A 25291-nucleotide genomic window follows, 5' to 3' on the forward strand; every position below is an offset into this window, starting at 1 on the left:
AACCCTCGGCGACGGGCGGCGCCGCCCCTAGCGTCGGACGGACCACAAGGAGAGGAACCGCCGTGATCACCGTCCGCGTGCCGTCCGGGCCCGAACCACACCTGAGCCGTCCCGTGCCGGAACCGCCGTACCGGCCGCAGCCGCTGCCGCCCGCCGTCCGTGCACCCGTGCTGCACACGCCTGTCCCGGGGCCGGGGGCCGATCCGGTCATCGACCGGCTGCTCCAGGAGCGCATCGTCTTCCTCGGCCGCGAGGTCGACGACGAGATCGCCAACCGGATCAGCGCCCAGCTCCTGCTGCTCGCCGCGCAGGACCCCGACGCCGACATCACCATGTACATCAACTCGCCGGGCGGCTCCGTCACAGCGGGCATGGCCATCTACGACACCATGCACCTGATCAGGCCCGACGTCGCCACCTGGGCCGTCGGGTTCGCGGCGTCGATGGGGCAGTTCCTGCTCTCGGCAGGCACGCCGGGCAAGCGCTATGCGCTGCCGCACGCGCGCATCCTCATGCACCAGCCGTCCGCCGGGATGGGCGGCAACGCCACCGACATCGCGATCCGCGCCGGGGTCTACGGAGACATGAAACGCGAGATCGCCGAGCTGATCGCCCGCCATTCCGGGCAGCCGTTCGAGACGATCACCGCGGACTCCGACCGCGACCGCTGGTTCACTGCCGAGCAAGCACGCGAGTACGGCCTCGTGGACCACGTCGCGCAGGGCTGAAAGTCCCATTCGCCAGGGAACGTACCTCGGGGTCGCCTACCACCTCGGCCTCCCGCACACCGAGCTGCCGGCACGGCGGCCACGGCAGACACGACCACCGAGGTCGGCCTGATCACCCCGTTCGACCAGCTGGAGAAGGCCGACCAGATGGCCAAGTGACGCGCATCTCTCGGGGCGGCTAGCGTTGCGGTCTCGCGAACTTCTGCATCGATGGAGAGGGTGCGATCATGCGCGTCGGCGTGCTCACCGGTGGTGGCGACTGCCCCGGACTCAACGCGGTCATCAGGGCGATCGTCCGCAAGGGCGTCCCGGAGTACGGATACTCGTTCCTCGGCTTCCGGGACGGCTGGCGGGGACCGCTCGAGGCGCTCACCAAGCCGCTCGACATCCCCGCCGTGCGCGGCCTGCTCCCGCGTGGCGGCACGATCCTCGGCTCGTCGCGCACCAACCCGTTCGCCGTGGAAGGGGGCGTCGAGAGGATCAAGCGCAACCTGCAGAACCTGGGAGTCGACGCCCTGATAGCGATCGGCGGCGAGGACACCCTCGGCGTCGCCACCAAGCTGCACGAGATGGGCGTCAACGTCATCGGGGTGCCGAAGACGATCGACAACGACCTCGCCGGCACCGACTACACCTTCGGCTTCGACACAGCGGTGAACATCGCGACCGAGGCCATCGACCGGCTCCACACGACCGCCGAGTCGCACCACCGCGTCTTGATCGTCGAGGTCATGGGGCGGCACGCGGGCTGGATCGCCCTGCACTCCGGCATGGCGGGCGGCGCCAATGCCATCCTCATCCCCGAGGTGCGCTTCGACATCGACCAGGTGTGCCAGTGGGTCGAGTCGCGGTTCCGGCTCGACTACGCGCCGATCATCGTCGTCGCCGAGGGCGCGATGCCGAAGGAGGGCGACGAGGTGCTGCGCAGCGGCGAGAAGGACGCCTTCGGGCACGTCCGGCTGGGTGGGATCGGCGACTGGCTGGCCCGCGAGATCGAGTCGCGCACCGGCAAGGAGGCTCGTACCACGGTGCTCGGGCACGTCCAGCGCGGCGGCACCCCGACCGCCCGTGACCGCTGGCTCGCCACCCGCTTCGGCCTGCACGCCATCGACGCGGTCCACGACGGCAACTGGGGGCATATGACAGCCCTGCGCGGCACCGACGTCGTGACCGTGCCGCTCGCGGAGGCGACGAAGGCGCTCAAGCTCGTCGATCCGGGCCTGTACGCGGAGGCCGAGGTCTTCTTCGGCTGAGGTCTTCTTCGGCTGACGTCTTCTTCGGCTGAGTGTCGCCGAGCGACTTCATCCGGCCGCAACAACCGCGCAACAGTGCCGTCCGGCGAGGTCCTCACCATCGATGCATGCGGCGACCTCTCACGCGGCTGGCATGCCACGGCCAGTGCCGGTCAGGCGGGGCGCGTCAGCCCCACCACAACGAGCTGCTCCGGGTCGAGACCGACCCGGAGGCGCTCGTCGACCTTTTCGAGATGGCCGTGACCTGGGCGGAGCTGGAGTACTCGGCGGAGACGACGATCCCCCCGCACGAGTGGCTCGACTTCGCCGAACGGCACCGCTGGCAGAACCCGGAGCGAATGCAGCGCGTCTTCGGCCTGGCCACGGACATCGCGATGCGGGCCACCCCCGGCCCGATGGCACCGGCGGCACTGGAGATGGCGGCAGGCTCAGGCATCTGCCCGACCCTCGACCCAGTCGACCCACCCCGCCCCCGCCTCCGCCTGGCCGGCGGGTAAACCCTTCCGCGAGTTGCTGGAAAAGTGCGCGCGAGTCGCGCGAAAAATGAGCGCGAGTCGGGGCGTGAGTGCGCGCGAGTCGGGGCGTGAGTGCGCGCGAGTCGGGGCGTGAGTGCGCGCGAGTCGAGCCCATGAATCTCCTGGCACGACCAGGACTGTCCTGCTCAGCGTGCGGTTCGCATGCGGTCCTGCCGCGACTCGGACGCATCCAGACCCCGACTCGCGCGCACCCAGACCCCGACTCGCGCGCATTTATCTAGCGACTCGCGGGTGTGTGGGTGGGGGTTAGTGTGGGAGGCCGGTTACTCGGAAGTCGGGTAGGCGCAGGGCCACCTCGCGGGTTGAGCCTGCGCTCAGGGCCAGTTCGCCCGTGTCGTCCAGCACCCCCACCACCGCGGCGGCCAGGTCGCGCTCGGCGAACGCCGTGAGGCATTCGCTCTCGCGGCCGGGCGGCACGCACAGCAGGAAGCCGAAGCTCGGGAAGCAGTTCAGCCACCGTGTGAGCGGCACACCTGCCGGCGTGGGCACGGCGTCGAGGTCGACCGTCACACCCAGGTCGTCGCACTCCAGCAGCATCGCGAGCGACCCGACGAGCCCGGCCATGCTGATGTCCTTCGCCGCCACGCACACCCCGGCGCGAGCCAGCGCTCCGAGGAGCCGGACGTCGCCTGCACAGCGCTCGCCGCGGCTGCGGAAGGCGGGGAAGAACGGGAAATCCGCGCGCATCTCGCCGTCCAGCGCCGCCGCGACCACCAGCGACTGGCCCGGCGCCGCGTGCGTCACGGACAGTGGGGCGGGCGCGTGCCCCACCCCGAACGCCGAGACGGCCGGCGGGCCGTCGTGCACGGTGAGGTGCCCCCCGACGATCGGCACCCGGTAGATCAGCGCGGCCTCGCGCATCCCGGCGAGCACCTCGCGGGCCACCGCCTCGGACGCCACCACGGTGTCGACGATGCCGAGCGGCTCGGCGCCCATCGCGGCGAGGTCGTTGACGTTCGTGAGGACCGCGGCGAAGCCCGCGCCGTGCGGGTCGGCGGCCACGAAAGGCGGGAAGATCGCCTCCCCGCACGCCACCACCCGGGTACCGGCCGCCTCGACGACCGCGCCGTCGTCGCCAGGGCCGCCGAGCCAGTCGGTGCCGCCGGTGGCATCGGGCCCGAGCACATCGCCGACCAGCCCGATCTCGGCCTTGGCGCGCAGCCCGGAGTTCGCGAGCACCGATTCGACGATCGTGGAGAGCGACTCCGGGGCGGCCACATCGGTCATGCGCGCACCGTGAACCACACGGCGCGGGCCTGGGCGGGGCCGGCGTTGTGCCACTCGTGCGGGCGGTCGGTGGGGTAATGCAACGCGTCGCCCGCGTGCAGCCGGTAGTCCTCCCCGGCCACCTCCACCTCCAACGCTCCCTCCAGAACGAGCAGCACCTCCTCGCCGGGGCGCAGCGCGCGCAGTTCGCCGCTGCCGCCGCCCGGCTCGACCACGCCCATCACGCCGGCCGCCCGCAGCACGCCCGTCGGGTACGCGACCGACTCGGCCACCACCCCGTCGGCCGCGGGCGCCCACTCCGGCGGAGGCTCCGGACGTTCGTCGGCCCGGATCAGTGTGGCGACGCGCACGGGCGGGCCGCCCTCGTCGACGAAATGCCCGATGGGCATACGGAGCGCGCCGGCGAGCTTCAGGAGTGTGGTGATGGTGGGGACCATGTCGCCGCGCTCCACCTTGTGGATCGCAGCCGCCGAGACGTCCGCCCGCGCCGAGAGCTGCTGCAGCGACAGCCCTTGCTGCTGACGCGCTTCCCTGACCTTGGGCCCGATGGCGCCGACGATGGGTTCCCACGCACCTCGCTCCGCCGCCGCCATGTCCACCATCTTAAACGGGGTCTCCCCTATCGTGGAGACGAGGCGATCAAAGGAGCTGGAGCCGGCTAGACGATGCCCTGACGGGTCGCGGTGTAGACGATCTCAGTGCGGCGGCGGACGTCGAGCTTGTCGCGCAGGTTGCGCACGTGGAACTTCACCGTGGCCTCGCTGATGACGAGCCTGCGCCCGATCTCGCGGTTCGACATGCCCACCGCCAGCAGCCGCAGCACCTGATTCTCCCGCTCGGTCAGCATCGCGCCGCCGAGGCCGCGGACCGGCGGGCGGTCCTCGTCGCGGATCGGGTCGAGCGCGGGGCCGGGCGCCTGCGCTCCCGAGTCGAACACGCTCTCACCGCGCAGCAACGCGTGGACCGCCCTGACGATGTCGGCCGTGTCGGCGCCCTTGCGCACGTAACCGTGCACGCCGAGGCGGACGGTGCGCATCATGACGTCCCGGTCGCGGCACCCCGTCAGCACGAGCACTCGCACGCCCCGGTGGCGCTCCAGCAGCATCCGCGCGAGCTCGACGCCCGCGGCGTCGCCGCGGCCGAGATCGACGTCGAGGATGACCAGGTCGGGCGGGCAGCGGTCGGCGATCACCAGCGCGTCACGGGGGGTGGCGGCCTCGCCGACCACGGCGAGGTGCGGGTCGGAGGCGAAGAGCTGGCGCAGGCCGAACCGGACGATGGCCTCCCCGTCCACGACCAGGAGGCGCGCCGTCCGGCGCGGCGCGGATGAGGCTGTCGTGGGATCGAGAACGCTACGGGCGTCGAGCAGCGCTTCCGCAGTCATCGGACAACCTCCCTGACATCGTCGGCGGTGGTAGGGCGAAGTTATGGACGGCCACGTTGCGTGGACGTTGCACGCGCAAGGGGCCTGTCTTGCTGCATGTGGAGCACGTGGGTGATGATGGGCCGCCGTCCTGGGCCGATCACGCTCGGAGTGCCGATGACGACTCATGATGCACGCGGCGCGAGCGGGCCGCCAGACTCCCGCCACCCCGTCGAGCACGCCCACCTGCTCCACCAGGTGTTCGACGCCGTGCTGGCGGGCGAACCCGGCCCGATGATGCCGCGCGCGCTCGTGTCCGAGTCGTGGCAGCGGAGCCTCGCAGCGCAGATCGACCCCGACCAGCGCACCCCGCCCGTGGTCGTGCAGGACGCCGAGCTGCCCGATCTGCGCACGGCGCACCCGCTCAACGCGGTGATGCCGCTCCTGCGCAGCACACTCGTCAGCATCGCGGACGAGGCGATGCACGTCATGCTCGTCACCGACGCCGACGGCATCATCCTCTGGCGCGAGGGCGCCGCCCGGCTGTTGGTCTCTGCCGACCAGGTCGGGCTGCAGCCGGGCACCCGCTGGACCGAGGACGCCATCGGCACCAACGCGATGGGCACCACCCTGGCCGTCGACGCGCCGGTGACGATCCACTCGGCCGAGCACCTCGTGCGCACCTACCACGCGTGGACCTGCGCCGCCGCGCCCGTGCACGACCCCGACACCGGCGACATCCTCGGTGCCATCGACATCAGCGGCCCCCTGCACACGGTGCACCCGGCGATGGTCCAGCTCGTGTCCGCGACGGCCCAGCTCGCCGAGAACCAGCTCCGCGTGCGCCTCGCCATCGCCGACGAGCGGCTGCGCGTGCGGAACATGCCGCACCTCACGAGCCTGCGCGGAAAGGCCGGCGCGCTCGTCACGGCGAGCGGGCGGATCATCGCGGGCGAGCCGTACGGCGCCTGGCCGGAGCGGGTGGCGCTGCTGCCGGGCGCCGACCGGGTCCGGCTCGAGGACGGCCGCGAGATGATGGTCGAGCCGCTGGCCGAGGGCTTCCTGCTGCACGCTCCGCGCAAGGGCGCGGCCGCCCCGAATCGGTCGGCGCTGTCGTTGCGCTTCATGACCGACGGCGCCCCGAGCGTCCTGCTGAACGGCACGGCGATACCGGTCACGCTGCGCCCCGCCGAGCTGCTCACGGCGCTCGCGCTGAACCCCGACGGCCTCAGCGCAGAGCAGCTCGCCCTCCTGCTCTACGGCGACGACGGCAACCCGACGACCGTGCGCGGCGAGGTGCTGCGGCTGCGCACGCTCATCGGCTCCGACGTGCTGCGCACCCGGCCCTACCGGCTCGCCGCGACCGTCGACGCCGACTTCCATGCCGTCCGGCGGGCGCTGCGCGCGCGGCAGCCCGCCGAGGCGCTGCGCGCGTGCGGTGGGCAGCTGCTCCCCCGCTCCGACGCCCCTGCAATCCGCGACCTGCGTGACGAGCTGGAAGCCGGGTTGCGCCGCGCTGTGCTCGATATCTACGACCCCGACCTGATGGGGGAGTTCATCGCCCACCCGCTCGGGCGCGGCGACATCGAGGCGCACGACCGGCTGCTCGACATGCTCCCCGCGAGCGACAGCAGACGCCCGGAGATCAGAACCCGATTGAGCCGCCTGCTCTCGGAGGCTTGACCCGTCATCGCTCCGGGGCGCGCTGGGGTGCCGGCGTCCAGCCATCCTCCGCGACGCCACCGGGGACCGGGGCGTTCCCGTCGTACGGCGTGCGGGTGAAGACGAACGTCGCCAGGTTCAGCGCCACCTCGTCCAGGCGGAGCGTCTCGCCCGCGAAGTAGCCGTCCATGCCCACCCACGTGCCGTCCGGCCCCGGGCGGAAGCGGCTGCTGCGGCCCGGCCTGCCCAGGCCACCCAGATGCAGCAGCCCGCCCGGCACGGCCCGCAGCACGTACGGGGCCGGGCCCCAGAACCACGGGCCGAGCAGCTCCACCGGCACCGGAGGCGGGCTGGGCGCCCACGCCGCAGCGATGCGGGGTTCGGCGGCCCTGACGTCGGCGAGCAGGCCTGCGGCCAGCCCGTTGTCCAGCCCGGAGGTGGTATTGGCGAGCATGAGTGCGCCCGTGCCCTCGGTGCGGTCCACCCACAGGCCGGCGAGGAACCCCGGCATCGAGCCGCCGTGCCCGACGAGCACGGTGCCAACCGGGGCGTCCGGGGGCCGCTGGACCTGCACCCCCAGCCCGTAGGCCATCCACGCCGGTGCCGACGAGTCGACGCCGGCGGGGACCGTCATCTCCTCGACGGTGTCGGGCGAGAGCACCCCGCCGGTGTCGCCGAGCAGGAAGACGCCGAGCCGGGCCAGGTCGTCCGCGGTCGCCCAGAGCTGGCCCGCCGGCGCCATCGCGACGGCGTCGTGCTCCGGCTCGACCTGCACGACGTCGGCCCACGGGTGCACGGCGTAACCCTGCGCGGCGCGGCCTGACGGGCGCGGGGTCGTGCGCCGCATGCCGAGCGGGACGAGCACCTCGTCCCTCGCGACCTCGGCCCACGCCCGCCCGCGCGCCGTGGCGACGAGTTCACCGAGCACCCCGAACCCGAGGTTCGAGTAATGGAAGCGCCGCGCCGCCGGCAGCACGACGTCGGCCTCGGAGAGCCCCAGCTCGTCCAATGTGGTGCCGGGAGTGCGCTCCCACCACTGCCCCGGGCTCTCCGCGCCGGCGCCCGCGAGGTGCGACAGGAGCTGGCCGATCGTCCTGTCACCGAACGGGGTGCCGGTGAGGTGCTTCTCGAGGGGGTCGTCGAGATCGAGCCGGCCCTCGTCGCGCAGGCGCAGCACAGTGATGGCGGTGATCGTCTTGCTGATCGAGCCCAGCCGGTACTGGACGTCCCGGTGCGGCTCGCTGACCGCACCGCGGCCTGCCGACCAGACCAGCTCCCCGTCCCTCACGACACCCGCGACGAGCGACGGCGCGCGGCCCTCGGCCTGGACGCGGGCGGTGCGGGCGAGCAGGGTGCGGGTGGTGGTGGGGAGCAGCGGAGCCATGGGCAAACGCTAGCTCCAGGGCTGCGAAGATCGAGCGCCACACTTGACATTGGACCTCCGCCGGGTTTCCTATGGGATACAAGCAAACACTCTAGTGAACGCCGGGGGTTTCCGCGCATGATCGCCGTGGCGAGCTTGATCATGGAGCTGCAGAGCGTCGGCCTCCGGATCGAGACGGAGCTCGAGACATCGCGCAAGGGCGGCGCCGGCCCGACCGACTCGGGGATGCTCTGGATCGAGGGCGTCCCGGTCACCGTTCCGCCCAGCGACTCGTCGCCGTACTCGCTCCGCGCGGAGGACGACGGCCAGGGCGTCTACCGTGACGGCGTCAAGATCGCCTCCGTGGCAGGCACCGCCCGGCCCCGGTTCTACGACCTCACCACGGCCGACGGGATCCCGTACAACCACATCGCGCTGTTGCACCTCGACTCACTGGCGTCCACGGTGGTGCAGGCCTGCAACTACTGGGGCAACTCCGACCAGTGCGGCTTCTGCGGCATCGGCCTCTCCCTGGCCGCCGGGCACACCATCGCGAAGAAGACGCCCGAGATGCTCGCCGAGGTGGCCGTCGCCGCGAAGGAGCTCGACGGCGCGGTCGACGCCACCCTGACCACCGGCTCGTCCGTGGCACCCGACCGCGGCGCGCTCTACGTGGCCCGCTGCGGGCAGGCCGTCAAGGAGGCCGCCGGGCTGCCGGTCGAGGTGCAGTTCGAGCCGCCGCGGGACCTGTCGGTGATCGACCAGGTGCACGACATGGGCGTGGACGCGCTCGGCATCCACGTGGAGTCGTTCGACCCCGCAGTGCTCGCCCGCGTGGCGCCCGGCAAGTTCCGCACCGGCATCGAGACGTACTTCCGCACGTGGGAGCACGCCGTGTCGCTGTTCGGCGAGGGTCGGGTGTCCACCTACGTGATCCTCGGGATGGGCGAGGACCCCGGCCTGACCGTCGAGATGTGCCGGCGCGCGGTCGACATCGGCGTGTACCCCTTCGTCGTGCCGCTACGGCCGGTGTCCGGCTCGCTGATGGCGGACGTCCCGGCGCCGTCGCGGGAGTACACGGAGCCGATCTACCGGCAGGTCGCGCATTTCCTCGCCGAGCGCGGGCTCGGCGCCGACACGGCCGTAGCGGGCTGCGCCCGGTGCCAGGCGTGCTCGTCGCTGAACCTCGTGCAGCAGTCGAGCTCGCCCTGCGGAAGCACGGCCTCGGCGGCCGCTCCGCTCCTGCAGATCGGGAAGCGGCCCACATGAGCGAGCTTGCGAGCCAGTCATCGGCACAGCGCTCGCGCGAAGCGCCGCCGGAGCGCAGCGGTGGCGAGCGGTGAGCGCCCCCGCGCGGATACGACCGACCCGGCCTGTGAACGCGCTGGTCGGAGTCGACCCCGTGCACTGCCGCCCCGCCTTCGACGCCGCCGGGCGCGCGGAGCACCACCGCATCCGGCACGAGGTGTTCGTGACCGAGCAGCGCCTGTTCCCCGACTCCGACGTCGACGCCAACGACGCGCGCACCGACGTCGTGCACGTCCTCGGGCTGCACGACGGACGCCCCGCGGGGACCGTCCGGTTGTATCCGATCGGCCCGGGCGAGTGGCTGGGCGACCGCCTCGCCGTGCTGCCCGAGTACCGCACCGCCGGGATCGGGGCGCCGCTCGTGCGGTTCGCCGTCGCCGCCGCGGAGGCCCGGGGTGGGCGGCTGATGGGCGCGCACGTGCAGGTGGCCAACGAGCGGTTCTTCCACCGGCTGGGCTGGCGCACCGACGGCCCGGTGGAGACCTACGTCGGCCACTCGCACGTGCCGATGAGCATCGACCTGGGCGCGGGGTTGTGCCCGTGGCTCACCGGATGATCACGCACTGGAGCGTCGTTCCACACTGACGCTCCCCTCCGATCCCGCGACTCGCTCGCACTTTTCCAGCGACTCGCGCGGGAGAGCTTTGCCCCCCTCCCCGCGAGTCGCTGCATTCGTGCGTGTGAGTTGCTGCGCTCGTTATTCCACCGTCACGCTCTTCGCCAGGTTGCGGGGCTTGTCGACGTCGCGGTTCAGGGCCACCGCGGCGTGGTAGGCCAGGATCTGCAGCGGGATCGACATCAGGATCGGGTCCAGCTCCGGCTCGCTCTGCGGGATCACGATCGTCCGGTCGGCGAGGTCGGCGGGCAGCTCCCGGTGCGCCACCGCGACCACCGGGCCCTTGCGGGCCTTGATCTCCGAGAGCGTCGAGGTGTTCTTGTCGAGCAGGTCGTCGTCGGGGACGATCGCGACCGTCGGCATCTCCGGGCTGATCAGCGCCAGCGGGCCGTGCTTGAGCTCGGCCGACGGATAGGCCTCGGCGTGCACGTAGGAGATCTCCTTGAGCTTCTGCGCGCCCTCCCGCGCCACTGGCCAGCCCCGGCGGCGGCCGACGAACATCACGCTGTGGCTGCCCGCGATCCCCTTCGCGACCTCGGCGATCGCGTCCGACTGGCCGAGGATCTCGGTGATCTGGCCGGGCAGGGCGTTGAGGCCGGCGATGATGCGCCGGCCCTGTGCGGGCGAGAGGTCCCTGATCCGGCCCAGGTGCAGGGCCAGCAGCGCGAACGCCGCGACGGTCGAGGTGAACGACTTGGTGGCCGCCACCGACATCTCGGGGCCGGCGTGCAGGTAGATCCCGCCGTCCACCTGGCGCGCGATCGTCGAGCCCACCACGTTGACGATGCCGATCACGCGGCCGCCCTTACGCTGCAGCTCCTGCACCGCGGCGAGCGTGTCGATGGTCTCGCCGGACTGACTGACCGCGACGTACAGCGTGTCCGGCTCGACCACCGGGTTGCGGTAGCGGAACTCCGAGGCGGCCTCGGCGGACGCGGGGACGCGCGCGAGGTCCTCGATCAGCTGCGCGCCCAGCTCACCGGCGTAGCAGGCGGAGCCACACCCGAGGATCTTCACGCGTTTGATCTCACGGGCCTCGCGCACGGTCAGGTTGAGCCCGCCGAGGTGCGCGGTGTCGAACCGCTCGTCGATGCGCCCCATGAGCGCGCGCTCGATGGTGCGCGGCTGCTCCTGGATCTCCTTGATCAGGTAATGCGCGTGGTCGCCGATCTCCGCCCCGACGACGTCCCAGTCGATGGTGGACGGGCTCTTGGCCGTGGAGCGGTCGTCGAGGGTGTAGGTGCGGTAGCCGCCGGCGGTGATCGTCGCGAGCTCGCCGTCGTCGAGGTAGACGACCTGGCGGGTGTAGCCGATCAGCGCCGCGACGTCGGACGCCACGAACATCTCCCGCTCGCCGACACCCAGCAGCACCGGGCTGCCATTGCGGGCGACGACGATCCGGTCGGGGTGCTCGGCGTCGAGCACGGCGAGCCCGTACGCGCCCACGACCTGACGCAGCGCCTGCCGCACCGCCTGCTCGAGGTCGCCCGCACCGGCCGTGAACGCCGCCGCGACCAGGTGCGCGACGACCTCGGTGTCGGTCTGCGAGACGAACTCGACGCCGTCCGCGCTGAGCTTGGCGCGCAGCTCGTCGGCGTTCTCGATGATGCCGTTGTGCACCACGGCGATCCGGCCGGCGGCGTCGACGTGCGGGTGCGCGTTGGTCTCGTTGGGCTCACCGTGGGTGGCCCAGCGGGTGTGCCCGATCCCGGGCGAGCCCTTGAACCGGGCGGGCAGGTCAGCTGCCAGCTCCGCGACCCGGCCGCTGACCTTGCGCACCTTCAGCCCGGCCTTGGTGCTCACCGCCAGCCCGGCGCTGTCGTAGCCGCGGTACTCCAGCCGTCCCAGTCCCTCGAGCAGGATCGGGGCGGCGTCCTGGGGCCCCACGTATCCGACGATGCCGCACACAAGCGTTCCTCTCAGCCGTAGACCATCCGCCGCAACTGGCGCTCCGACAACGCCGGCGGGGCGACCCGCCGCGTCGCCAGCTCTGCGCTCAGCGCCGCGAATATCTGCTCGTTCCTGAGCCCGCGACGTTTCAGCTCCGCGTGCCTTCGCCGGACGAACGCCGGGAGGTCCTCGGAGAAGTAGCCCACGACCTCCGCGACCACGCGGGCCGCTTCACCCGCATTGAGTGGGGTGCTGCGGACGAGATGCGCGACGAGGTCGTCGTAGGGGCCTGCGGGCACGAGACGAGATAGTGCCCCCGCCGGGCCGTGAGTTTCAAATTTCCTGCCCGATATCGGGCAGAAACAGACCGGACTACGGGCTTCCGGTGGTCCTGCGGAGCACCACGTCGTAGCCGTTCTGGTAGGTGATCTCGTACCGCCCGGACGCCACCAGCTGCTGCACCACCTGCAGTGACCAGCCCGGCGGCCTCAGGTCGAGGTACCGGCCCTGCGCCTCCACGGCGTCGAACGAGAGCAGGACGTCGGGATCCTCGGCGTAGATGCAGCGGATCGGGTCGTCCGCGAGCTGCCTGCAGCCCGGGATCGAGGAGCGACGGTTGTGGCTGGTGATGCCCTCGACGCCGTAAGGACCGACGTTGATCAGCGGCACGACCTCCAGCCCGGGTGGGGCGGTGGCGTAGACCTGGCGCACCATGGCCACCTCGTCCGGGTAGACGATCATATAGGCGTCGTTGCCGCCGCGGATCAGGACGATCGAGCCGAACAGCAGGGCCATCCCCGCCGCGAGCAGGTACTTCATCCGGGGCCGCCAGCGCACCAGCGCGCGGAGGGCGTCGACGCCGAGGATCGCGAGGATCGGCAACCCGTACAGGACGATGCGCAGGAACAGCTCACCGCCGTAGCTCTGCGGTGTCGCCGCAAACGCCATGGGCACGGCGGCGAGCGCGATCGGCACGAGGTCACGCTTGCGCCGCCAGTACACCCACGCCCCGGCGATCGCGAGCAGCCAGGTGAGCGAGGGGACGACGACTCGGAGCACCTTGACCGCGACCTGGCCGAAGTCGCCCTCGATGCGGCTGATGACGTTCTGCTCGAAGGCGCCGCCGGTGTCGTCGCTGCCGGTGACGAGGCTGAGTTGGGTCATCCAGACCTCGCGCGCACCGATGACGAAGTACACGGTGACGGCCAGGACTGCGACGAGCACCAACCCGCGACCGCGGAACCGGCCGACGAGGGCCAGCACCACGAGCTGGCCGATGATCGCGAACGGGGTCAGCTGGTGCTCTGGCGCAACCGCGATCACGCACAGCGAGGCGCAGAAGTAGATCAGCAGCAACTGCCGGGGCGGCAGGTCCGGCCGGTTCGGTGGCGTCATCGCCGCCACCACCCATCTTCGCCACAACGGCAGTTGCCGCGTGTCCGGGGGCCGGGCGGGCCAGCCCGGCACAGCGGCCAGGTCGACGCGGCGGGTGGCGAGCGGCCCCAGCACCTGTGACAGCACCGTCAGCATCAGCACGATGCCGATCGCCTGCGGGGAGAAGTAGTCCTGCTCGATCCAGTTCAGGCCCAGGAACAGCCACGCGGCGACCCAGGGAGCGCGGGTGCCCCCGAGCATCGACTGCGCCAGCGCGTACACCCCGATCGCCCACACTCCGACGATCACCGGCGGGAACCACCGCAGCACATCGTCGAGCTGCGTCGCGCCGCTTGCGTCGCGGAAGAACGCCCACTGCGCGAAGAACGCAGGCCAGGAGAACCGTGCGTCGACATCCGTCGGTGGATGGCCGCCGGTGACCGAGACAGCGTCGACGAACCCGGCGATCAGCCACGCCGTGGTGAAGCGGGCGGCGGGCTCCACGACGGACGGCATCCCGAACGAGCACAGGATCAGCACCGCGGTTGCCCCGCCGAGCATCGGGACGCGCGGGCGCGGCGACCACAGCTCGACGACACAGGCGCCGACGGCGCACAGCAGCGACGCCCAGGCCGCCGGCCCAAGCACCCGCGCGAGCCCCCAGCCGTCCAGTGCCGCCAGGTTCGTGGTGGCCGCGGCCAGCGGCAGCAGCGCGACGGCCGCGACCGCGAGTACCGGCGAGAGCCAGCCGAAGAACCCCAGCCCACGAGCGGGCGCTGCTATCGCAGAAGGTGCGGCGGCGACGTGCTGATCCGTCATCCGATCGCGGGCCGGGGCTCGTTCACACCTCGACATTAGCGGGGAGCGCCGGGTCGGCTTTCAGCGCGACGCCGGAGAGCCCGAGCCGCCGCGCCTCCGCCATGAGCATCACCAGCGTCGTGGCCGCTGCCGCGTACCCGGTGCCGTGCGGCGGGCGAATGTTGGACAGGCAGTTGCGCTCCGAGTCCCGCCGCCCCCGCCGCGCGTCGAACGTGAAGTAGATGCCCAGTGAGTCGGTCGAGCTCATGCCCGGCCGTTCCCCCACCAGCACGACCACGCTCCGCGCGCCGACCGCGGCCGTGATCTCGTCGCCCAGCGCCACCCTGGCCTGGGTGGCGACGACGACAGGTGCCACCCGCCACCCGTCGAGGCGGGCGAGCACCTCGCGCAGCATCGGCACGCCGTGGGTCTGCAGCGCGAGTGGCGAGAGGCCGTCGGCCAGCACGAGCACGACGTCGTACGCACCCGCGGGGAGGTCGTCGTCAGCGAGGCGCCTGCCCAGGTCGGGTCGGGTCAGGTACTCCGCGCGGTCGCGGGCCAGGCTCGTCGCGTGCAGCACCTCGACGCCCAGCTCACGCGCCTGGGCGGTGACGGCGTCGACGTCGAGAGGGAGGTGCACGGCGTCGCGGGCGGCGGCGTGCGCGGCACGCAGCTCCAGCAGATCGGCGGTGGGCAGCGCGTCACCGGCGCGGCCGAGCGCAACACGGGCGCGCGTGGCCGCCCGGAGCGCGGCGAGCGGGTCGCCGCTCATCGCACTCCCTCGCTGCCCTCGGTCGGCTTCGCCGGGCGCAGTCATGATGGCGCGCTCGCAAACTCACGCGCTGGGCGCAGGCGCTGTGTCGATGATTCGCGCGCAAGCTCGTTCACCGGACGCCCGCCGTGAGCGCCCGCAGCGCTGCCGAATCGGTGCCCAGCTCCCGGATCCGGCCGTCGCCGCTCATCAGCTCCATGCGGGTCAACCAGTCGGCGAACTCCGGGGCGGGGGTCAGCCCGAGCACCTGGCGGGCGTAGAGCGCGTCGTGGAAGGACAGGGACTGGTAGTGCAGCATCACGTCGTCGCCGCCGGGCACGCAGATCACGAACGAGCAGCCCGCCACGCCGAGCAGGGTGAGCAGCGTGTCGGTGTCGTCCGCGTCGGCCTCGGCGTGGTTCGTGTAGCAGACGTCCACGCCCATCGGCACGCCGAGCAGCTTCCCGCAGAAGTGGTCCTCCAGGCCCGCCCGGGTGATCTGCTTGCCGTCGTACAAGTACTCCGGCCCGATGAACCCCACCACGGTGTTGACCAGCAGCGGGTCGAACGCCCTGGCCACGGCGTAGGCCCGGGCCTCGAGGGTCTGCTGGTCCACCCCGTGGTGGGCGTCGGCCGACAGCGCGGCACCCTGCCCGGTCTCGAAGTAGGTGCAGTTCGTGCCGACGGTGCCGCGGTCCAGCGCCAGCGCGGCCTCGTGGGCCTCCCGCAGCAGCGCCAGCGTGACCCCGAACCCCGCGTTCGCGGCCTCGGTGCCGGCGATCGACTGGAAGACCAGGTCGACCGGCGCACCCCGCTCCATGATCTCGATCGACGTCGTGACGTGCGCGAGCACGCAGCTCTGCGTCGGGATGTCGTAGCGGGCTCGCACGTCGTCGACGAGCTGCAACAGCTCGGTCGTGCGTGCGGGGCTGTCGGTGGCCGGGTTGATCCCGATCACGGCGTCGCCGCAGCCCAGCAGCAGCCCGTCGACGATCGAGGCCGTGATGCCGGCGGGGTCGTCGGTGGGGTGGTTGGGCTGCAGCCGCGTGGCCATCGTGCCCGGCCGCCCGAGCGTCGACCGGAACGCCGTGACCACCGGGGTGCGCCGCGCCACCGCGATCAGGTCCTGCACGCGCATCAGCTTCGACACCGCCGCGACCATCTCCGGCGTGAGCCCGGGCGCGAGCACTGTGGTGTCGGTGCCGGGACGCAGGATGTGGTCGCGGAACTCGCCGACGGTCATCGCCGCGACCGGCGCGAACGCACCGGCGTCGTGCGAGTCGACGATCAGGCGCGTGACTTCGTCGTCGTCGTACGGGACGACCTGCTCCTCCAGAAAGGTGGCGAGCGGCAGGCCGGCCAGCACCATCTGCGCCGCCACCCGCTCCTGCTCCGACGCCGCCGCCACCCCGGCCAGCACGTCCCCCGACCGCTGCGGGGTGGCAGCCGCCAGAAGTGCCTTCAGGTCCGCGAACTCGTAGGTGTGGCCGCCGAGGGTGCTGCGGCGTCTCGTCATCGCTGGCCTCCCATGACGCGAACGGTAGGAACGGCCCGTTACCGCTGCGTTTCGTGCGGCTTGGAGGGTGCTCCTAGGCCGCCGGTTCGAGCTCCCCCGCCTGCCACAGCCGCGCGTACTGCCCGCCCGCGGCGAGCAGCTCCTCGTGCGGGCCGACCTCGACGATCCGGCCGCCGTCGAGCACGACGATGCGGTCGGCCCGCGCCGCCGTGGCGAGCCGGTGGGCCACGACGAACGCCGTGCGTCGCGAGGTGACCCGGTCGCCCGCGGCGAGCACGGCGGCCTCCGTGGCCGGGTCGAGCGCGGCCGTGGCCTCGTCGAACAGGAGGATGTCGGGGTCGGCCAGCTCGGCGCGGGCAAGCGCCACGAGCTGCCGCTGCCCGGCCGAGAGCCCCTGCCCCCGCTCGCCGACCGGGTGGCGGAAGCCGCCCGGCAGCCCGCGCACCAGGTCCAGCGCCCCGACGGCCCGCGCGGCCGCCTCGATCTCAGCAGGGGTGGCTCCCGGCCGCGCGTAGGCGATGTTGGCGGCGACGTCGCCGGTGAACAGGTGCGGCTCCTGCGGCACGATCCCGAGCCTGCGGCGGTACTCGGCGAGCGGGAAGCGCCGGACGTCCACGCCGTCGACGAGCACCGTGCCCGACCCGGCGTCGTAGAACCTCGCGAGCAGCTTGACCATGGTGGACTTGCCCGCGCCCGTGGCACCGACGAACGCGACGGTCTCGCCAGGCGCCACCCGCAGCGACACGTGCTCCAGCGCCGGGCCGGCGGCGCCGTCGTAGCTGAACCCGACGTCGCGCAGCTCCACCTCCCCGCGCAGCCGCGCCGGGACGTGCACCGGCTCGCCGAGCGGCTCCGGCGGCACGGAGGTCGGAGTGCGCAGCAGGTCGGAGATGCGGCTCAGGCCCACCCTCGCCTGCTGGTAGCCGTCGAAGACCTGCGAGAGCTGCTGCACCGGCAAGAAGAACAGGCCCAGGTACAGCAGGAACGCCGTGAGCACACCGGGCGTGAGGTCGCCTGCTGCGACCCGCGCCGCCCCGACGCCGAGCACCGCGGCCTGCGCGACGTCCGACAGCAGCGCGACGAACGGGAAGTAGGTGGCGATGTAGCGTTGCGCGCGCAGCCGCGACATGCGGTAGGCGAGGCTCCGCTCGCCGAACGCGCTGGCGCTGTGCTGCTCGCGCACGTACACCTGCGCGACGCGGACGCCGGTGACGTTCTCCTGCAGGTCGGCGTTGACGACGCTGACCCGCTCCCGTGCCTCCGCGTACGCGACGGACGAGACGCGCCGGAAGATCACCGTGGCCGCCACCAGCACCGGCAGCACGGCGAGCGCCACCAGCGCCAGCGCCGCGTCGGTGACGAGCAGCGCCACCGCAACCCCGACGATCGTCAGCAGGCTGACCACGGCCTGCGCGAGCCCCGTCTGCAGGAACGTCGAGAGCGCGTCGACGTCGGTGGTCATCCGGGTCATGATCCGGCCGGACAGCTCGCGCTCGTAGTAGTCGAGCCCCAGCCGCTGGAGATGGGCGTAGCTGCGCACCCGCAGCAGGTAGAGCAGGCTCTCGCCGCCCCGCGCCGTGACGACGGTCTGCGCGGCCACGACGAACCAGCCCACCGCCACCAGCCCCAGGCCGAGCAGCGCTGCCGTGAGCAGCACCTCGGACATCCCGGCGGTGATGCCCCCGTCGACTGCCATCCGCACGACGCTCGGGAAGGCGAGGGTGCCGAGCGCGTCGAGCGCCACGAGCACGATGCCCAGCGCCAGCAGCGCGCGCACCGGCCGCAGCAGGCGGGCGAGGCGGAAGCCGGGATCGGGGGCCGTGGGGTCCTCTCCGCCAAGGCGAGGCTGTTCCGTGGCCGGCGGGAGCGCCTCCACGGCGGCGAGCAACTCCGGGGTCGGGGCCATCGCGCCCGCCATCGATCCCGGCCCACCTCGACCGATCGCCGCCCCGGCCGCCGCCCGCGCCGCGGACCCCGGGGCCGCTTCCACGGACACCTCGTCGGGTTCCTGCCACAGCTCCGGCGTGGCCCCGCTCCCCACCAGGGGCAGCGGGGTCCGCAGCGGACCGTCGCCGACAGCCAGTAGCTCCCGGAACAGCGGCGAGCGGGCCGTCAGCTCCGCCTCGGTGCCGACGTCGACCACCTGTCCGGCGTCGAGCACGGCGATGCGGTCGGCCAGCGCGAGTGTGGAGCGGCGGTGCGCGATCAGGAGCGTGGTGCGGCCCGCCGTGAGCTCGCGCAGCGTCTGGTGGATCGCCGCCTCGGTGGTGTTGTCGACCGCGGAGGTGGCGTCGTCGAGCACGAGCACCCGCGGGTCGGTGAGCACCGCCCGCGCGAGGGCGACCCGCTGGCGCTGGCCACCCGACAGCGTCAGCCCGCGCTCACCGACGACCGTGTCGTAGCCGTCGGGGAGGATCTCGACGAACGCGTCGACCTGCGCCGCCCGCGCCGCCGCCCGCACGTCCTCGTCGCTCGCGCCGGGGCGGCCGTAGGCGATGTTGGCGCGGATGGTGTCGGAGAACAGGAACGCCTCCTCGAACACCACCCCCAGCTCCCTGCGCAGGTCGGCGAGCCGGAGCTGGGGCAGCGGCACCCCGCCGAGGCGCAGCTCGCCGTCCTGCGGGTCGTAGAAGCGTGGGAGCAGCAGCGCCACCGTGGACTTGCCGGACCCCGCCGTGCCGACCAGCGCGAGCGTCTCCCCCGGCTCGATGCGCAGCGAGACGCCGTCGAGCACCGGCTCCCGGCGCGAGTAGCCGAACGTGACCTGGTTCAGCTCGATCGAGAGCGGCCCCTGCGGGAGCGTGCTCGGTTCGGCGGGGTCGACGACATCCGGCTGGGAGTCGATCAGGTCGTGCACCCGCTCGACGCCCGCCCTGGCCAGCTGCGCGCTCACCACCAGCGATCCGAGCAGCCGGGCGGGCCCCACGAGCTGAGCGACGTAGGTGGTGAACGCGAGGAACGTGCCGAGGCTGATCGAGCCGGTGAGGGCGAGCCAGCCGCCGAAGCCGATCACGCCGACCTGGCCGAGCGTGGGCAGCGCCAGCAGCGTGGGGTTGAGGCGGGCGGTGAGCCGCGCCGCCCGCATCCGCTCCGCGAACAGCCGCGCGGCGCCGCGCTCCAGCGTGGCCGTCTCGCGGGCCTCCTGGCCGAACCCCTTCACGACCCGGACGCCCGTGACGGTCTCCTCGACCTGCTGCGCGATGTCGGCCGCCCGCTGCTGCGCCGACCAGGTGGCCGGGAAGAGTGTGCCCCTCGTGCGCAGCGTGATCCAGCCCGCCGCCGGCAGCATCACCAGCGCAACCACCGTGAGCAGCGGCGAGAGCCACAGCATCGCCCCGACGGAGACGACCACCAGCACGACGGCGCCGAGCGTCAGCGGCGCCATCGAGAGCAGCTGCTGCACGAGCTGCAGGTCGGTGATGGCCCGCGAGACGACCTGCCCGGTGCGCAGGGCGTCCTGGCGCTGGCCGTCGAGGCGCTGGACGGCGGCGAACACCTGCTGCCGCAGGTCGTGCTGGACGTCGAGGGCCAGCCGGCCCGCGAGGTAGCGCCGCCCGAACGCCGCGCCGAAGCGCACCAGCGCGAGCCCGACGACGGCGATGACGATCGCCCCGAGCACGGCCGTGGACCCGGCGACCGCGTCGTCGACGGCCACGCGGGTGAGCAGCGGCCCGATCGCCTCCAGGCTGACCCCGAACACCGACGCCGCCAGCGCCCCGACGGCCACCCAGCGGTGGCGCATGCAGGCGTGGACGAGCCGGCGGATCCAACCGGGGGAAGGGGAGTCGGGCACGGCATACACCGTATGCCGATCCTCCGACACCCACCCGCCGGTTCAGGAGCCCTACGTCACGTCGCGGCGGTCTGCCACCACCCATGCCGTCGCCGCCACCGCCGCCGTCCACGCCGTGAGCACCAGCAGCGCGCCCCACCACGGCGGTGGGGCCGTGACGTTCGCCAGCGTCTCGACGACGACCGTGCCGATGTCGGGGCCGGCCAGCACCCGCGCCGGGATGTCGTAGATCGCGACGTCGCCCGCGTTGCCCGGGAGGTACGCCGAGAGGCGCCGCACGTCCAGTGAGTCCGCGTTGCGCAGCAGCGTCGAGATGAGCAGCTCCCCGAGGAGCACGTACACCAGCGCGCCGACCAGCGCGCTCACCTGGTTGCTCACCGCGGTGCCGAGCGCGGCGCCGAGGGCGCCCCAGAGGGCGGAGACGGCCATCCCGATCAGCGTGACGGCCAGCAGCGCGCCCGTCGTCGGGAACGCGGAGCCCGCCTCGCCCACCAGCCCGGCCAGCACGCCGAGCACCACGGTGGCCAGGGCGTAGACCATCCCCACGACGGCCGACGTCGCCATCTTCGCGAGCAGCACCAGCGAGCGCCGCGCCGACGTCACGTACGTCGTGGTGATCGTCCGGTGCCGGAACTCCGAAGCGGCGCTCACGATCCCCTGCACCATCGAGAACACGGTGGTCAGCCCGAGCGCGTACGCCAGCGAGCCGATCAGCAACGGGAGCCTGCCATCCTCGGCGGGGATCGCCGCGGTGAACAGCCCGCCGAACACGTTGATCAGCACCGACAGCAGCCCCGCGGGGATGAACAGGCCCCACCAGAGCCGGGTCGACGTGGTCTTGCGCAGCTCGGCGCGCAGCAGCCCCATCACCGGTGCGCCACCTCCCACGGCTGGGCGGTGAGCTGGAAGAAGAGCTGCTCCAGGTCGATCTTCTCGTGCACCATCCCGTAGATCGCCACCCCGGCGCCGAGCGCGACGTCGCCGACGTGCACGGGGTCGGCTCCCGCGATGCCGAGCCAGCCCTCCGGCAGAGTGTCGATCTCCAGGACGCCGGTGCGCGCCAGCGCGTCGGCCAGCCGATCCGGGGCCGCGCAGCGCACCAGAACCCGCGCCCGCCGCGAGCTCTGCAACTGCGCGAGCGACCCCTGGAAGACACACCGCCCCCGGCTGATCACCACCAGGTGGTCGGCCGTCTGCTCCACCTCCGCGAGCAGGTGGCTCGAGACGAGCACACTGCGGCCCTGCCGGGCGAAGCCGCGCAGGAACGCCCGCATCCAGGCGATGCCCTCCGGGTCGAGGCCGTTGCCTGGCTCGTCGAGGACGAGTACCTGCGGGTCGCCCAGCAGCGCCACCGCCAGCGCGAGTCGCTGCCGCATGCCGAGTGAGTACCCGCCGACCTTGCGGTCGCCCGCGTCGAGGAGCCCTACCGTGCCGAGCACGTGGTCGGCCGACGCGTCCGGCACGCCGATCGCCGCCGCGCACGCCAGCAGGTGCTTGCGCGCCGTGCGGGCCGGGTGGAAGCCCTGGGCCTCCAGCACCGCCCCCACCACCCGCGCCGGGTTCGCCAGCTCGGCGAACGGCATCCCGTTGATCCTCGCCTCACCCGCGGTGGGTGTGACGAGCCCGAGCACCATCCGCAGGGTCGTGGTCTTGCCGGACCCGTTCGGCCCGAGGAACCCGGTGACCGCCCCGGGCTCGACGGTGAACGTCAGCCCGTCGACCGCGTTGACCGGCCCGAAGCTCTTGCTCAGCTCGCTGACGGTGACGCGGCCGTTGGGCTCATTCACCCCGCCGGCTGCCGTCGCCCATGGGTCGTTCACAGGTCCTAGTGTCGGTCCTCGGCCGTCTCGACCGCGGCCGCGGGGGCGGCCTCCTCGGTCTCGGCGGGCTCGGTCTTCTCGGCGGGCTCGGTCGTCTCTCCGGGCTCGGTCTTCTCGGCGGGCTCGGCCTTCTCGGCGGGCTCAGCCTTCTCGGCGGGCTCGGCCTTCCCTGCCCGCTCAGCCTCGACCGCCGGCTCAGCCTTCTCGGCCGACCCAGCCTTCTCCGCCGGGGCAGCGGCAGCGACGGGCGGGACGATCGGCAGCTCCGGGTCCGTCGACGGCGCGATCTCCGCGGGCGGCCCGTCGATCGCCGCGATCACGGCCTTCGCCCACGCCGCATGCTCGACGTCGTTGAGCACGGCGGCGCCGCGGCCGCGGCCCCCCGGCCCGAAGCGGGGCGGCAGCTCGGCGATGCGCATCCGGTGCCGGGCGGCCTCCTCGCGCACCACGGCGTCGAGCGCGGCGGCCGGGCCGGTCTTGGCGCCGCGGGCGAGCGTGCCCACGACAGCGCCGGACGGCAGCGCGGCCATCAGCTGCCGTAGCGCGATGTCCAGTCCCGGGGTGCGACGGGCGATGTCCTCGACCCCGACCAGGCAGCTGACGAGCGCGGCGGGCTCCTCCTCGGTGAGCGCGGCCAGCTCGGGAAGCTGGCGGGCGAGCACGTCGGAGATGCCCGCCCCGGCCCGGGAGAGGTTGATGACGCGCCACGCCTCGCGGCGGCGCAGCATCTCGTGCACGACCCCGACGTAGCCGACGTCGCGGGTGGTGGCGCCGATGCCCTGGCTCGCGGAGTCGCCGAGGACGATCCACAGCGGACCGGTGGCCTGCTTCGCGTCCAGATTGGCCGCGGCCCAGTCGTCGGCGAAGGCGCGGATCTGAAGCCTGCGCGCCGACGCTCCCGGGAGCACTCCACCGAGGAACCGCTCGCCACCGGCCTTCACGCGCCGCGCGGCCGCGCGCATCCGGGGAACCTGCAGGGATGAGCTCATGGGGGACTCCGGCGGTCGGCGATGCCGTTGCGGCACGGGAAGATCGGGGGGCCGCCACCGTAGCCAGCCCGGGCCACCGGCGGCCGACCGGGGGGATCACCGTAGCCGATTGATCGAAGAGGTTCTCCGGCTCGTCATCGATCGTTAGTATTCGATCGCCCGGGTGTGCTCCGGGACACAATTGACTGGATCGCCGGGAGGCCAGATGCCCAGCCAGCTCGCCGACTTCACCGCGATTCTGACCCGCTGGGAGCACGAGCACCCCGACGCGCCCGCGCTCACCTACGCGGGCACCACCCGCTCGTGGTCGGAGCTGGCCCGCCGGGTGCGGCAGAACGCCGCCGCTCAACGAGCGGCCGGGCTCGTCCCGGGCGACCGCGTCGCCGTGCTCGACCTCAACCACCCGTCCTGTTTGGAGCTCACGCTCGCCTGCGCGCAGGTGGGCACAGCCAATGCCGTGGTCAACTTCCGGCTGGCCCCTCCGGAGATCGTCTACGTCGTCAACGACGCCAAGGCCCGCGTGCTGTTCGTCGGTCCGGAGTTCGCCGCGGCCGTCGCGCAGGTGCGCGAGAAGCTGCCGTCGGTCGAGCAGGTGATCCACGTCGGCGGAGAGGCCGACGAGTACGAGGCCTGGCTGGCGGCACACGAGCCCGACCCCGAGGTCCACCCCGCCGCCCCCGACGACTCCTTCGTGCAGCTCTACACGTCGGGCACCACCGGCTTCCCCAAGGGCGCGATGCTCACCCACCGCAGCATGCTGGCGCACTCCGCCAACGTCGCCGTCGACTTCCACCTCGACGGCGATTCGCGCGTGCAGGTCGCGATGCCGCTGTTCCACGTCGGCGGCACGAGCTACGCCCTGCTCGCGATCAGCTACGGCGCCCACATCTTCATGCTGCGGATGCCCGACCCCGCGGCGATCGCCGAGGGGCTCGAGTCGCAGCGGATCACCCACACTTTCCTCGTGCCGGCGCTCCTGGCGGCGATCACGCAGGTGCCGGGCGTGGCCGAGCGCGACTTCTCCTCGCTGCAGGCCCTGTCCTACGGCGCCTCACCCATGCCGCTACCCGTGATGCGCGCCTGCCTGAAGCTCTTCCCCGGCGTGATGCACCAGGTGTACGGCATGACTGAGGCGTCCGGCATGGTCACCGCGCTCGGCCCCGCCGACCACGACGACCCGGCCGTCGCGCACCGGCTCGTCTCGGCGGGCACGCCGATCCACGGCGTCGAGATCGAGATCCGCGACCCCGCCACCGGGGCACCCGTGCCCACGGGCGAACCCGGCGAGATCTGGGTGCGCGGCGAACAGCTCATGGGCGGGTACTGGGGCAAACCCGACGCCACGGCCGCGGCCATCACCCCGGACGGCTGGCTGCGCAGCGGCGACGGCGCGCACATGGACGCCGACGGGTACGTCTACATCACCGACCGCATCAAGGACATGGTCATCAGCGGCGGCGAGAACATCTATCCGGCCGAGATCGAGCGCGTGCTCGCAGAGCACCCGAGCATCGTCGACGTCGCCGTGATCGGCGTGCCGGACGAGCGCTGGGGCGAGGTGCCGAAGGCGATCGTGGTGCCCGCCGACGGGGCGACGGTCGACGCCGACGCGCTGATCGCGTACTGCCGCGAGCACCTGGCCGCGTTCAAGTGCCCCAAGTCCGTGGACGTGCTCGACGAGCTGCCGCGCAACCTCACGGGCAAGGTGCTCAAGAAGCAGCTGCGCGCCCCGTACTGGGAGGGCAAGGAACGCCGCGTGGTGTGACGGGACCCAGAAGTCAGAAGCCCCACGCCGTGATGGGCGGCAGGGTGCCGGTACGCACGCCGTCCATCACGTAGTTCTCGTGCGGCACCATGGGGTCGGGCAGGTCGTGCAGCGGGAACCACCGCACGTCTGCCGCCTTGGCCGCCTCCATCAACCTGGGCTCGCCCGACCAGCTCCGGCAGCCGAAGAAGAAGTCCACCCGCTCGTCGATCGGCTGGTGGTTGCCGTGCGTCCGGTGCATCACGGTGAGCGGCTCCAGGTCGGCCGGGGTGATCTCCACGCCGATCTCCTCCGCGGCCTCCCGGCACGCGGCCGCGTGCACCGACTCGTCGGCCTCGACGTGCCCGGCGGCCGCCACGGCCCAGTACCCGTCGCGGTAGCCGGTGCCCTGGCGCAATTGCAGGAGCACCTCGTCACCCCGGTCGACGGTGCGGAGCAGGAGCACGTACGCGGCTGGGACGACGCAGAACCTCACGGGCGCGGAGCTTAAGCGGCGCTCACGCACCAGCTCGCGTTCCCGCGCATCGGTTGTGGCCGGT

The 25291-nt window shown here is 72.6% G+C and carries 21 protein-coding genes; 7 read left to right on the forward strand and 14 right to left on the reverse strand.

Annotated elements, in window-relative coordinates:
- Positions 1-167: 167 nt before the first annotated feature.
- The 3 genes from ABD143_RS00430 to ABD143_RS00440 all read left to right on the forward strand — a co-directional run bounded on the left by ABD143_RS00430 (position 168) and on the right by ABD143_RS00440 (position 2478).
- Positions 168-728, forward strand: coding sequence for a ClpP family protease (locus ABD143_RS00430; RefSeq protein WP_343970218.1), 561 nt, complete (start codon positions 168-170; stop codon positions 726-728).
- Between the two features lie 227 nt (positions 729-955).
- Positions 956-1981 carry a 6-phosphofructokinase gene (locus ABD143_RS00435; protein WP_343969425.1) on the forward strand — a complete coding sequence of 342 codons (1026 nt, stop codon included), beginning with the start codon at positions 956-958 and terminating at the stop codon, positions 1979-1981.
- Between the two features lie 107 nt (positions 1982-2088).
- Entirely contained in the window at positions 2089-2478 is a 390-nt protein-coding gene (locus ABD143_RS00440) for a hypothetical protein (RefSeq protein ID WP_343969428.1), read from the forward strand.
- Between the two features lie 285 nt (positions 2479-2763).
- Here the strand turns inward: ABD143_RS00440 and ABD143_RS00445 are convergent, their stop codons facing one another.
- The 3 genes from ABD143_RS00445 to ABD143_RS00455 form a co-directional block, all read right to left on the reverse strand.
- Positions 2764-3744, reverse strand: coding sequence for an AIR synthase related protein (locus tag ABD143_RS00445; protein ID WP_343969431.1), 981 nt, complete (start codon positions 3742-3744; stop codon positions 2764-2766).
- Entirely contained in the window at positions 3741-4337 is a 597-nt protein-coding gene (locus tag ABD143_RS00450; RefSeq protein WP_343969434.1) for a helix-turn-helix domain-containing protein, read from the reverse strand. Before ABD143_RS00450 ends, ABD143_RS00445 begins: the two co-directional genes overlap by 4 nt.
- Positions 4338-4402: 65 nt before the next feature.
- On the reverse strand, positions 4403-5128 hold the full coding sequence (locus ABD143_RS00455) for a LuxR C-terminal-related transcriptional regulator (protein WP_343969437.1): 726 nt from the start codon (positions 5126-5128) through the stop codon (positions 4403-4405).
- A gap of 156 nt (positions 5129-5284) precedes the next feature.
- On the opposite strand from ABD143_RS00455, the gene ABD143_RS00460 reads away from it, so the two are divergent.
- Positions 5285-6790, forward strand: a complete 1506-nt coding sequence (locus ABD143_RS00460) for a GAF domain-containing protein (RefSeq protein WP_343969440.1) — start codon at positions 5285-5287, stop codon at positions 6788-6790.
- 4 nt (positions 6791-6794) lie between these two features.
- Here the strand turns inward: ABD143_RS00460 and ABD143_RS00465 are convergent, their stop codons facing one another.
- Positions 6795-8153 (reverse strand): serine hydrolase domain-containing protein, encoded by a 1359-nt coding sequence (locus ABD143_RS00465; RefSeq protein ID WP_343969443.1) that lies wholly within the window; start codon positions 8151-8153, stop codon positions 6795-6797.
- A 117-nt stretch (positions 8154-8270) separates the two neighbouring features.
- Here ABD143_RS00465 and ABD143_RS00470 point away from each other — a divergent pair, with 117 nt between their 5' ends.
- Both ABD143_RS00470 and ABD143_RS00475 read left to right on the forward strand, forming a co-directional pair.
- A complete protein-coding gene (locus tag ABD143_RS00470; RefSeq protein WP_343969446.1) occupies positions 8271-9401 on the forward strand; it encodes an MSMEG_0568 family radical SAM protein in 1131 nt (376 codons plus the stop codon).
- 106 nt (positions 9402-9507) lie between these two features.
- Entirely contained in the window at positions 9508-9996 is a 489-nt protein-coding gene (locus tag ABD143_RS00475; protein ID WP_343969449.1) for an MSMEG_0567/Sll0786 family nitrogen starvation N-acetyltransferase, read from the forward strand.
- A 141-nt stretch (positions 9997-10137) separates the two neighbouring features.
- On the opposite strand, the gene glmS is transcribed toward ABD143_RS00475, so the two are convergent.
- The 9 genes from glmS to ABD143_RS00520 all read right to left on the reverse strand — a co-directional run bounded on the left by glmS (position 10138) and on the right by ABD143_RS00520 (position 22987).
- Positions 10138-11964 (reverse strand): glutamine--fructose-6-phosphate transaminase (isomerizing), encoded by a 1827-nt coding sequence (glmS, locus tag ABD143_RS00480; RefSeq protein ID WP_343969452.1) that lies wholly within the window; start codon positions 11962-11964, stop codon positions 10138-10140.
- A gap of 11 nt (positions 11965-11975) precedes the next feature.
- Positions 11976-12245: a hypothetical protein gene (locus tag ABD143_RS00485; protein ID WP_343969455.1), complete on the reverse strand. Its 270-nt coding sequence runs from the start codon at positions 12243-12245 to the stop codon at positions 11976-11978.
- A 73-nt stretch (positions 12246-12318) separates the two neighbouring features.
- Complete coding sequence (locus ABD143_RS00490; RefSeq protein WP_343969458.1) at positions 12319-14139, reverse strand: hypothetical protein; 1821 nt, start codon at positions 14137-14139, stop codon at positions 12319-12321.
- A 22-nt stretch (positions 14140-14161) separates the two neighbouring features.
- Complete coding sequence (gene eutC / locus ABD143_RS00495; protein ID WP_343969461.1) at positions 14162-14890, reverse strand: ethanolamine ammonia-lyase subunit EutC; 729 nt, start codon at positions 14888-14890, stop codon at positions 14162-14164.
- A 112-nt stretch (positions 14891-15002) separates the two neighbouring features.
- A complete protein-coding gene (locus ABD143_RS00500) occupies positions 15003-16385 on the reverse strand; it encodes an ethanolamine ammonia-lyase subunit EutB (RefSeq protein ID WP_343969464.1) in 1383 nt (460 codons plus the stop codon).
- A gap of 73 nt (positions 16386-16458) precedes the next feature.
- Complete coding sequence (locus ABD143_RS00505; protein ID WP_343970221.1) at positions 16459-20127, reverse strand: ABC transporter ATP-binding protein; 3669 nt, start codon at positions 20125-20127, stop codon at positions 16459-16461.
- 102 nt (positions 20128-20229) lie between these two features.
- Complete coding sequence (locus ABD143_RS00510; RefSeq protein ID WP_343969467.1) at positions 20230-21066, reverse strand: ABC transporter permease; 837 nt, start codon at positions 21064-21066, stop codon at positions 20230-20232.
- Positions 21045-21998 carry an ABC transporter ATP-binding protein gene (locus ABD143_RS00515; protein WP_343969470.1) on the reverse strand — a complete coding sequence of 318 codons (954 nt, stop codon included), beginning with the start codon at positions 21996-21998 and terminating at the stop codon, positions 21045-21047. Before ABD143_RS00515 ends, ABD143_RS00510 begins: the two co-directional genes overlap by 22 nt.
- Positions 21999-22003: 5 nt before the next feature.
- On the reverse strand, positions 22004-22987 hold the full coding sequence (locus ABD143_RS00520; RefSeq protein ID WP_343969473.1) for an SGNH/GDSL hydrolase family protein: 984 nt from the start codon (positions 22985-22987) through the stop codon (positions 22004-22006).
- Between the two features lie 205 nt (positions 22988-23192).
- Between ABD143_RS00520 and ABD143_RS00525 the strand changes: the two genes are divergently transcribed.
- Positions 23193-24752 (forward strand): long-chain-fatty-acid--CoA ligase, encoded by a 1560-nt coding sequence (locus ABD143_RS00525; protein ID WP_343969476.1) that lies wholly within the window; start codon positions 23193-23195, stop codon positions 24750-24752.
- 13 nt (positions 24753-24765) lie between these two features.
- Here the strand turns inward: ABD143_RS00525 and ABD143_RS00530 are convergent, their stop codons facing one another.
- A complete protein-coding gene (locus tag ABD143_RS00530; RefSeq protein WP_343969479.1) occupies positions 24766-25227 on the reverse strand; it encodes an NUDIX domain-containing protein in 462 nt (153 codons plus the stop codon).
- Between the last annotated feature and the right edge of the window lie 64 nt (positions 25228-25291).

Source organism: Pseudonocardia aurantiaca (assembly GCF_039526725.1).
Classification (GTDB): Bacteria; Actinomycetota; Actinomycetes; order Mycobacteriales; family Pseudonocardiaceae; genus Pseudonocardia; species Pseudonocardia aurantiaca.

Excerpts from the sequence above, each read along its gene's own strand:
- ABD143_RS00520 (WP_343969473.1), bottom strand. The coding sequence starts at position 22,987 with ATGAGCTCATCCCTGCAGGTTCCCCGGATGCGCGCGGCCGCGCGGCGC.
- ABD143_RS00440 (WP_343969428.1), top strand. The coding sequence starts at position 2,089 with ATGCGGCGACCTCTCACGCGGCTGGCATGCCACGGCCAGTGCCGGTCA.
- ABD143_RS00435 (WP_343969425.1), top strand. The coding sequence starts at position 956 with ATGCGCGTCGGCGTGCTCACCGGTGGTGGCGACTGCCCCGGACTCAAC.
- ABD143_RS00500 (WP_343969464.1), bottom strand. The coding sequence starts at position 16,385 with ATGACGAGACGCCGCAGCACCCTCGGCGGCCACACCTACGAGTTCGCG.
- ABD143_RS00525 (WP_343969476.1), top strand. The coding sequence starts at position 23,193 with ATGCCCAGCCAGCTCGCCGACTTCACCGCGATTCTGACCCGCTGGGAG.
- ABD143_RS00505 (WP_343970221.1), bottom strand. The coding sequence starts at position 20,127 with ATGCGCCACCGCTGGGTGGCCGTCGGGGCGCTGGCGGCGTCGGTGTTC.
- ABD143_RS00470 (WP_343969446.1), top strand. The coding sequence starts at position 8,271 with ATGATCGCCGTGGCGAGCTTGATCATGGAGCTGCAGAGCGTCGGCCTC.
- ABD143_RS00445 (WP_343969431.1), bottom strand. The coding sequence starts at position 3,744 with ATGACCGATGTGGCCGCCCCGGAGTCGCTCTCCACGATCGTCGAATCG.
- ABD143_RS00450 (WP_343969434.1), bottom strand. The coding sequence starts at position 4,337 with ATGGCGGCGGCGGAGCGAGGTGCGTGGGAACCCATCGTCGGCGCCATC.
- ABD143_RS00465 (WP_343969443.1), bottom strand. The coding sequence starts at position 8,153 with ATGGCTCCGCTGCTCCCCACCACCACCCGCACCCTGCTCGCCCGCACC.
- ABD143_RS00455 (WP_343969437.1), bottom strand. The coding sequence starts at position 5,128 with ATGACTGCGGAAGCGCTGCTCGACGCCCGTAGCGTTCTCGATCCCACG.
- ABD143_RS00490 (WP_343969458.1), bottom strand. The coding sequence starts at position 14,139 with ATGACGGATCAGCACGTCGCCGCCGCACCTTCTGCGATAGCAGCGCCC.
- eutC (WP_343969461.1), bottom strand. The coding sequence starts at position 14,890 with ATGAGCGGCGACCCGCTCGCCGCGCTCCGGGCGGCCACGCGCGCCCGT.
- ABD143_RS00460 (WP_343969440.1), top strand. The coding sequence starts at position 5,285 with ATGACGACTCATGATGCACGCGGCGCGAGCGGGCCGCCAGACTCCCGC.